This window comes from Vibrio sp. 10N.286.46.A8 (genome assembly GCF_041470165.1).
In the GTDB taxonomy this organism is placed as follows: domain Bacteria; phylum Pseudomonadota; class Gammaproteobacteria; order Enterobacterales; family Vibrionaceae; genus Vibrio; species Vibrio tasmaniensis_A.
In genome coordinates, this window is record NZ_JBFRLX010000214.1 from 1 (window position 1) to 8,146 (window position 8,146).

An 8,146-nucleotide genomic window follows, 5' to 3' on the forward strand; every position below is an offset into this window, starting at 1 on the left:
CGCAGACGCTTACACCTCTGCAGCTACAACCCGTCCGCTAAAGTAATCATTAGATACAATGTATTCCGTTGTTCTGGTCAGTTCGTCTTGCAGTTGTGCCCAGTGACACCCATTGAGCTTGCCTTCGGAGTTATGAACGGCAGGGACAACACCGCCGACTCGAATACCAAATGGCGTCAGTTCTTTCGCCCAGCTATGGGTAAAGCCGGTAATCATGGAGTTTGCGCTCTCTAAGCCTGACACATCATGAAAGTCATCGTGAGATATCACATTCACAATTACGCCTTCTTTGTCTTGCTCTCGTAACCTCTCTGCACTGATTTGCCCAAATGCGAAAAGGGTCGATGCCATAGCAGACAGATCATTGATAAAGCTACTGACAGGCTGATCGCCAATTAGACTAGGCATTGGGGAGCTTATCCAATTATTGACTAGCACATCAGGCGTAGTGTTGAAGGTGGCTTGAATAAAATCAAACACGCTGAGAATGGCTTGGTTGTCATTCCCTTTGAGCGTGTAGTGATAAACTGAGTCTGAAAATCGGGAGCATTGTAAATATGTCGCCTGAAGTGCTTTTGCGTCTTTATCACAAAGGATGACAGTGGCTCCAAGGTTAACAAAGTGATTCGCAATCGTTCCTCCCAATCGCGAGCCGGCAGATGTTACCAATATAATTGAGCTTTTTATTTCCATCCCAGTACCTAAGCAAATCGTCCATGTTGGATAAGGATGGGTTAAATTTCATACAGCGGGTGTGAATTGGCTCAAACTAAGGTGTACCCATTGATAACTTTTTATGAACTTTGTGGCAGGTCACATTTTGCAGTAACTTCAAGTGTTAACCGACATCTCCGGTTTTGATGATGACCAAAGGTGATGGTTCATATTGCCTGCATCAATAATTAAAAAAGCGAGATCGAACAAAGAGTAGTCGCGAATATTGAGCGAGAAAGAGGAAGGCTAGGCGGCGGCTATACTTGCGCCTGAATCTGATACTGACGTTGAGCTGTCGACAGCTCGTTGTAGAGCGTCGCATTTGGTAAATCAGGTAACTGTTTACTTGCCAGTTTACGCCGGTCATGACCAGAAAGGTTTTGGTAAACCTCTTCAGGGAAGTCGGCGGTATCTTCTGGCATGAAAGCAAGTGCTTCAGGCTTCAAGTAGTGGCTTAGCTTGGCGCTGGCAAGGCTAGCTTGATGAAAGTGATTCGATTGTTGCGCTGAAATTTCATACGACGATTGGTTTGAACGCAGTTGTTGCGGTTCTGCTACGCCAAATTGCTTACGTAGGCGATCTTCAGTCGTTTTAGTGACGTCAATGGTGTCGATGGGAGTACAGTCGCGAACATCATTAGAAAACATAGATAACAGCAACGCAAAATCTGCACGGCGACCTTGCTCAACCGCTTGGCTGATCCCGATGCCGAACTTCAGTTCGTTGATGATTCCTGCTTTGTCTAAAGTATGTATTTGCATGCTGCCTCTCATTGGATACACCTTTAACGGCATGGAGTTGGCAAACTTTAGAGTTAAATTACAGGCAAATAACGAATTTATGTAGGGCGATTGAGAAAGGTAAGAATAGGTTGAAAAGTAGGCTCGATCTGCTAGTTCGTTTCGCAATGTTCGCATTGATTAGAATACGAAAGATACAAAAAAGCTCACGCCGAGGCATGAGCTTTCAATAGATAACTTGCTATAAATAGCGCAGCGTAAGTAATAATTACTTAGCTAGGTTCTCTTCTACGAAAGACCAGTTTACTAGGTTCCAGAATGCAGCCATGTAGTCAGGGCGAACATTGCGGAAATCGATGTAGTAAGCGTGTTCCCATAGGTCAACAGTTAGAAGTGGAGTAACACCTTCTTCTGTTAGAGGAGTCGCAGCGTTAGAAGTGTTAACGATGTCTAGAGAACCGTCAGCTTTCTTAACTAACCAAGTCCAAGAAGAACCGAAGTTGTTGATTGCTGAATCAGTGAATTTCGCTTTGAATTCTTCGAAAGAACCGAATGCAGCGTTGATCGCTTCTGCAACAGCGCCAGTTGGTTCGCCGCCTGCTTTAGGAGCAAGACAGTGCCAGTAGAACGTGTGGTTCCAGATTTGAGCAGCGTTATTGAAAACACCACCAGTAGAAGTCTTAACGATCTCTTCTAGTGTTTTGCCTTCAAACTCAGTACCTGGGATAAGACCGTTTAGCTTAACAACGTAAGTGTTGTGGTGCTTACCGTGGTGGAAATCTAGCGTTTCTGCTGAGATGTGTGGTTCTAGCGCGTCTTTCGCGTAAGGAAGAGCCGGTAGTTCAAATGCCATTGCTCAATTCTCCATTGATATGAAAGAGTTAACTCTTTCGATTGCTTCCAGTGATATTATTATTCATGGCTCGCTATATTGCCAACCACGGTCAATTTGCTGACTTGCGATATAGTTTAGCAAGTTTTTACTTTATTAAAAGCTTAATTCATCACTTTTGTGTGAATTGTTAGCTTAACTGGTTAACCTCTTTTTTTATATGGTTTTTATTCTTTTGGTTTGGGGTAGAATAAAGGCAATGAAAGCCGTAATCCATTAACGAGGAAGCAATGGAAACTATCGATAAAATCAAACAGCAAATTGAAGAAAACACTATTCTACTGTACATGAAAGGTTCTCCTAAGCTACCTAGCTGTGGTTTCTCTTCTCAAGCGTCTCAAGCGCTAATGGCATGTGGTGAAAAATTTGCTTACGTAGATATCCTACAAAACCCTGATATCCGTGCAGAGCTTCCAGCTTACGCACAATGGCCAACGTTCCCACAACTTTGGGTTGAAGGTGAGCTAATCGGTGGTTGTGATATCATTCTTGAGATGTTCCAAAAGGGTGAGCTTCAGCCAATCGTTAAAGAAGCCGCTGCTAAAGTAGCTGGCGACGACGCTGAGTAAGCTTTAGGCCTTGGTGCTTAAATATTGAATGGAAGGGGCCTTAATTAGGCTCCTTTTTTCGTTTGAATGGTTCAACAAAGACTCGATAAGGAATGAACAATGAACGTAAAACTTCATTATGTGCATGATCCAATGTGCAGCTGGTGTTGGGGCTACAAGCCAACGCTTGAGTTATTAAAACAACAATTGCCAGCGAGCATTGAGTTTAGCTACGTAGTCGGTGGTTTGGCTCCGGATTCTGAAGAGCCGATGTCAGAAGAGATGAAAGGCAAGCTTCAGGCGATTTGGAAACAGATTGAAGCTAAGCTGGGTACGGAATTTAATCATGAGTTTTGGACTGAATGCCAACCAGTTCGCAGCACTTACCCTGCGTGTCGTGCAGTGATCGCTGCTGGTTTTCAAGATCACTACGAAGCAATGCTTGAAGCGATCCAACACGCTTACTACCTTCGTGCGATGTTGCCTCATAGCCAAGAAACGCATTTGCAGTTAGCCCAAGAGCTAGGGATGAATGTACAACAGTTTGAAAATGACCTTTCTAGTAAGCTATTGGAAAGCGAGTTAGATGACCAGTTAGGTTTTAAAGAAGCGATGGGTGTGCATTCTTACCCAACCTTAATGCTTGAGGTAAACGGTATCTTTAGTGAAGTTGAATTGGATTACCATTCAACTGAAGCGACACTTAAGTCTATTCGCGAAATTCTAGTGAATAACGCTCCCGCTGCATAATCCAGCGAGAGCTGTCTGTATTGACGCAATAACCTCTAAGGCTTACTCATAAGAGTAAGCCTTTTCTTTTGTCTGACGTAGTTGGTTTATCTCCTCTGTAAACCGTTCGAATGTGTTAGTTGCTTCCGAGATTGATGCTTCAATTTCTGATTCGACTTGATCTAAGTCTGTGGCTTCGGTTACTAGGCCGTTTGCTTGTGCTTCAATGATTGCGAGCGGAGAAGCAATCGCGTCACATGCCACCATTTTAGCGGCACCTTTGAGTCGGTGTGATGTGGTTTTTAGTCCCTTATATTCCTTATTAGCCCACTGCGCTTTTATCTGTTCATTATCTGCAATAAAACTTGCGGCAAACTCGTCGAGTAAGGTCATCACCACATCGTGATCTTCAAATAGATCGTAGAGCGCGGCGTAGTCGATGATGGGGCTATTGGTCTCGTGGAGTGAATCTTGAGGGACAGTGGGGTCAACATCTTCGATTGTCTCTGAGTTGTTATTTTCTGCCGATTCCGCAAAGCTCTGTTCAATGCCTTGGAACAGCATCGAAAACTCATTGGTTTCTTGAGCTGCAGGTAAAGCGTTTGACGAAGAGCTTGTGTCCTGATTTTGCGAGTCTGGCTTTTCTGCATCAGAAATATCGGTTTCAAGCGTCGGATCTAAATCTGCGGGTAGCCATTTTTCAATGGTCAGCTTCATTTGCTTAATGGAAACAGGTTTAACTAGGAAATCATCCATGCCGTGTGCATAACAGTTGGCATCTTCACCCTGAACCGCATTCGCCGTCAACGCGACGATAGGTAACTTTTGAGTTTCTTGATTTAGTTCTTCATTGCGTTGTTCTATCTGACGAATGCTTGAGGCAAGCGTGTAACCGTCCATCTCCGGCATATGGCAATCGGTGAGAAGCAAACCATAACGTTTATTTTTTATAGCATTCAGCGCTAGCACTCCGTTATCGAAAATATCAGCGTGGACACCAATACTCTCAAGCTGCTTGGCGATGACTTGCTGATTGATCGGGTGGTCTTCCGCAACAAGAATCAGTCGGCCATTACGCTCGGCTTGTTCGCGAGTCTCGATGGCGATAGGCGCTTTGGTTTCGTTGTCTAATGATGAGATTAGATTGTTGTGACTGACGGGTTTCGTTAAAACATGAACAAGGTTATCGGGCAGCAGCGGATTCACCGATAAGCACCAAGAGTTGCCTAAAGGCTCTGGTGAGAGCATTGGATTTTGGTTGATTACGGTGAAGCGTGTTGAACCCGTATGCTGCTGAATCCAAGCATCGCTAATCGCCAGTTGTTGCCAAACCGACATCGCGACAAAGATGTGTTTGGGCTGATGTTTGACGACCATCTCTTTGAGTAGGTGCTTTTGATTAATGTGCAGAACTTTTGGTTCAAGATCGAAGTGTTTCAGATATCGACACAGCTCTTCTTGTTGCAGAACGTAGCCGACGACGTATACCTCGCTTGAGTGATTACCGACATCTAGCTCAATAGAATTCTCACCCTCTGAAGGGAAAATCAGCGTTTGTCGTAGAGCCAAAGCGTTGCTTACTGCATGTTCAGGGGGACAAGTTGGGAGGGTAACGGTTACCGTAAAGTGGCTGCCTTTTCCTTCTTCACTCGACAGTTCTATGTTGCCATCCATCTGTTCTATCAATTTCAAAGCGATAGACAGTCCAAGCCCTGTACCACCAAAACGGCGGCTAGTGGTTTTGTCGACTTGTTCAAAAGGTTGGAACAAGCTTTGTTGTCTGTCTTTCGGGATGCCGATGCCCGTGTCGGAAACCGTGAGGCTAACTTTCTGCTGATGTTCGTTCTGTTCAATCACATCAATATGCAATGAAATAGTGCCATGTTCGGTGAACTTAATCGCATTGTTAAGGAAATTGTTTAGAATCTGATGGAGTCGTATATCGTCTGCAAACAACCACTGAGCGAGGTTTGGGTCTTGCCAATAGTGGAAGGCTAAGCCTTTTTGCTGTGCATGAATGGATTGCGGTTGCACGATACGGGCAAGTACTTTGCCGAGCTCAATTTCGGTCGGGTTAAGATCCAGTTTTCCTGCTTCAATCTTGGAGTAATCGAGTACGTCATTAACGATGTGCAGTAAGTTCCGAGCTGACTGATTCAATCCACCGTGTAAGTTCAGTAACTCTTCACTCAGCTGATGTTCCTGCATTAATTCCAACAGCCCTAAGATCCCACTAATCGGGGTGCGAACCTCGTGGCTAATGGTCGCTAAGAATTGCGACTTTGCAGCCGTTGCACTTTCTGCTTTTTGGCGTGCGTTGTCTAAAGCTTGCTGTTGTTTTTTTAGTAGGGTGATGTCTGTTATCACCGTATTCCACTCAATGGTTTTGCTGTTCGATACTTGGCTATTAAATTTCACCCATTTAGTTTGACCTGATTCTAACTGCATTCGCTGTTCATTTTCCCAATGCCCGGTTTCAATAGCTTCGAGCATACTGGTTTCAAACTGGGGCAAGTCATCCTCTGAGATCAGATTAAACAGGTGTTGAGGGTGCTCTTTTACGTTATCCACGGATAAGCCGAACATATCGCTTACACCTGCACTGACAAAGCTAAACCGGATATCTAAAGGCTGTCGAGGGTGCGTTTGAATATGTTTAAGCACGACCCCATCAATGTTGTCGGCCAGCGTTTGCAAATGGGCTTCTGCTGCTTTTGCTCTCTGCTCGGCGATCTTTCTCTGCTCGATTTCAGCCGCCATTTTTCGGTTCCAAAATACGATCACGAAAATGACCACAAAGATCCCAAGCCCGATGATCACCGACCATTTAGCGACTTCGCGTGGTGATAAGCCTTCTTGGTATTCATAGGTTAACCATTTGTTTTCCAAGCGCTCTAATTCATTGGCAGGCAGTGCTCCAATGGTTTTGTTGAGAATACTCAACAGCATGGGATGGCGGAAGTTCACTGCGAGAGCTAGTGGCGCGCTGTTTTGCTTCTTAATGGTGCCAGTGATTTTGAATTGCCCTACATAGTCTTGATGCAATAAAGGTGCAGCATGATGAAGTGAAGCAAGCGCGAAACTGATGTCGTCTTTCTGTAATGCTTGGAAAGCGCTGACGTGATTGATGTAAGGGACGGCTAGGCAAGTAAGGCAGAGAGAAGGTAGAATCGTTGAACCTCCAGAATTTTCAATCACACCAACAGCTTCGGTGCCACTTGGCGCAAAGTTGCCTAAGCGATCAGAGCGACTCAATAACACCCAAGGTTCAAAACTGTAAGCTTGAGTGAAGTCCATGTATCGGGCTTTATCTGTGGTTGGTGTGATGTTGGTTAGCACCATTGTCTCACCATTATTGAACGCGACCTCGGCCGCTTCTGGTGTTAGGTAAGTGGTACTTTCGAATGACACGCCAAGCACATTACTTATTAGGTTTAAGATGTCAGCAGATAAGCCTGAGTGTTGCTGTTGCTCATTGGTAAAGTCGTAAGGGTACCAATTGGAGTGTGTGCCTACGGGGATGGAAGGGTTGCTGTCGAGCCAGTTCTTTTCATCTTGGGTTAAATTCAATGTTCCATAGTTCAGCAGCATCGAATGTTGCGACGGAGCAAGCCATTGATTATAAATAGATTGCAGTGAGCCTTCCTTAATGTCCTGTAAAGCGAAATTGATTCGGCTAAGCAATCTGTGCTTTCCTTTTTTGACCGCGAAGTGCAAGTGGTCAGCTGGAAGGTCAGGAAGAACTGATAGTGTGAGTGAGTCTCGAGGCTGTTCTCGTAATAACGCAGAAAGTGCAAGCGCATCGCCAATGTACGCATCCACGCTATCCTCCTGAATTGCCGTGAATGCCGCTTGCGTACTGTCTAATGTGGTAATTTGACTATCAGGAAGCAGGCTAGGAAGCAGATCATTGAGCGCAAACCCTTTCTCCAATGCTAGGTTGGCGGTTGCCAACGCACCTAAATCGTTTATTTTTCTATTTTGGGTCATCACCGCTCGTCTTATGGAAAACATCGGCTCACTAAAAGTCATGTAATTATGGCGCTCCTTGGTCGAAGAGACACCGACTAGCAGATCTAATTCACCTCTTTCGAATGCACTCAGTACATCACTAAATGTTGAATACAACTTAATCTGATATTGGAAACCTGCATTTACCGCTACCTGATCCAACATACTGATGAGTAGCCCTTCAGAAACAGTGTTGCCTGAGGGAGTCTTATGTTGATAGCTGTAGGGGACCATGTCGTAAGAAGGTAGGCCAACCCGCAATATGACTTGGTCACTCGATGAGTTCTCTGTTTTGTTTGCTAAGGAGCTAGCGGGTGATGTGTTCCCTGGTGGGGTGTTTTCGGCAAAGGTGAGCAGTGGCCACATCAACAGTGAAAGACAACTCAATAAAAAGGCGACACACCACGTTTTCGTTTTTGAAGCGCTGTTTTGCATAAAGACATCCTGTCGTTTGCTTGCTGATTTTAGAGTATCGCCATGCTTAACTAACGGCAGCCAAAGGGGCTTTAGTT

The 8,146-nt window shown here is 44.9% G+C and carries 6 protein-coding genes; 2 read left to right on the plus strand and 4 right to left on the minus strand.

Going from position 1 to position 8,146, the window contains the following annotated elements; all coding sequences use genetic code 11:
- Positions 1 to 9: 9 nt before the first annotated feature.
- The 3 genes from AB4232_RS19010 to sodB form a co-directional block, all read right to left on the minus strand.
- On the minus strand, positions 10 to 693 hold the full coding sequence (locus AB4232_RS19010; protein ID WP_135383994.1) for an SDR family oxidoreductase: 684 nt from the start codon (positions 691 to 693) through the stop codon (positions 10 to 12).
- Between the two features lie 278 nt (positions 694 to 971).
- Positions 972 to 1,475, minus strand: a complete 504-nt coding sequence (locus tag AB4232_RS19015; protein WP_009848716.1) for a VC2046/SO_2500 family protein — start codon at positions 1,473 to 1,475, stop codon at positions 972 to 974.
- A 247-nt stretch (positions 1,476 to 1,722) separates the two neighbouring features.
- Complete coding sequence (sodB, locus tag AB4232_RS19020; RefSeq protein WP_004734050.1) at positions 1,723 to 2,307, minus strand: superoxide dismutase [Fe]; 585 nt, start codon at positions 2,305 to 2,307, stop codon at positions 1,723 to 1,725.
- Positions 2,308 to 2,576: 269 nt separating this feature from the next.
- Between sodB and AB4232_RS19025 the strand changes: the two genes are divergently transcribed.
- Positions 2,577 to 2,915, plus strand: coding sequence for a Grx4 family monothiol glutaredoxin (locus AB4232_RS19025; RefSeq protein ID WP_009848715.1), 339 nt, complete (start codon positions 2,577 to 2,579; stop codon positions 2,913 to 2,915).
- A gap of 99 nt (positions 2,916 to 3,014) precedes the next feature.
- On the plus strand, positions 3,015 to 3,644 hold the full coding sequence (locus tag AB4232_RS19030; protein ID WP_012603524.1) for a DsbA family protein: 630 nt from the start codon (positions 3,015 to 3,017) through the stop codon (positions 3,642 to 3,644).
- A 42-nt stretch (positions 3,645 to 3,686) separates the two neighbouring features.
- On the opposite strand, the gene AB4232_RS19035 is transcribed toward AB4232_RS19030, so the two are convergent.
- On the minus strand, positions 3,687 to 8,069 hold the full coding sequence (locus AB4232_RS19035; RefSeq protein ID WP_372087760.1) for a transporter substrate-binding domain-containing protein: 4,383 nt from the start codon (positions 8,067 to 8,069) through the stop codon (positions 3,687 to 3,689).
- Positions 8,070 to 8,146: the final 77 nt, after the last annotated feature.

Excerpts from the sequence above, each read along its gene's own strand:
- AB4232_RS19010 (WP_135383994.1), bottom strand. The coding sequence starts at position 693 with ATGGAAATAAAAAGCTCAATTATATTGGTAACATCTGCCGGCTCGCGA.
- AB4232_RS19015 (WP_009848716.1), bottom strand. The coding sequence starts at position 1,475 with ATGCAAATACATACTTTAGACAAAGCAGGAATCATCAACGAACTGAAG.
- sodB (WP_004734050.1), bottom strand. The coding sequence starts at position 2,307 with ATGGCATTTGAACTACCGGCTCTTCCTTACGCGAAAGACGCGCTAGAA.
- AB4232_RS19025 (WP_009848715.1), top strand. The coding sequence starts at position 2,577 with ATGGAAACTATCGATAAAATCAAACAGCAAATTGAAGAAAACACTATT.
- AB4232_RS19030 (WP_012603524.1), top strand. The coding sequence starts at position 3,015 with ATGAACGTAAAACTTCATTATGTGCATGATCCAATGTGCAGCTGGTGT.
- AB4232_RS19035 (WP_372087760.1), bottom strand. The coding sequence starts at position 8,069 with ATGCAAAACAGCGCTTCAAAAACGAAAACGTGGTGTGTCGCCTTTTTA.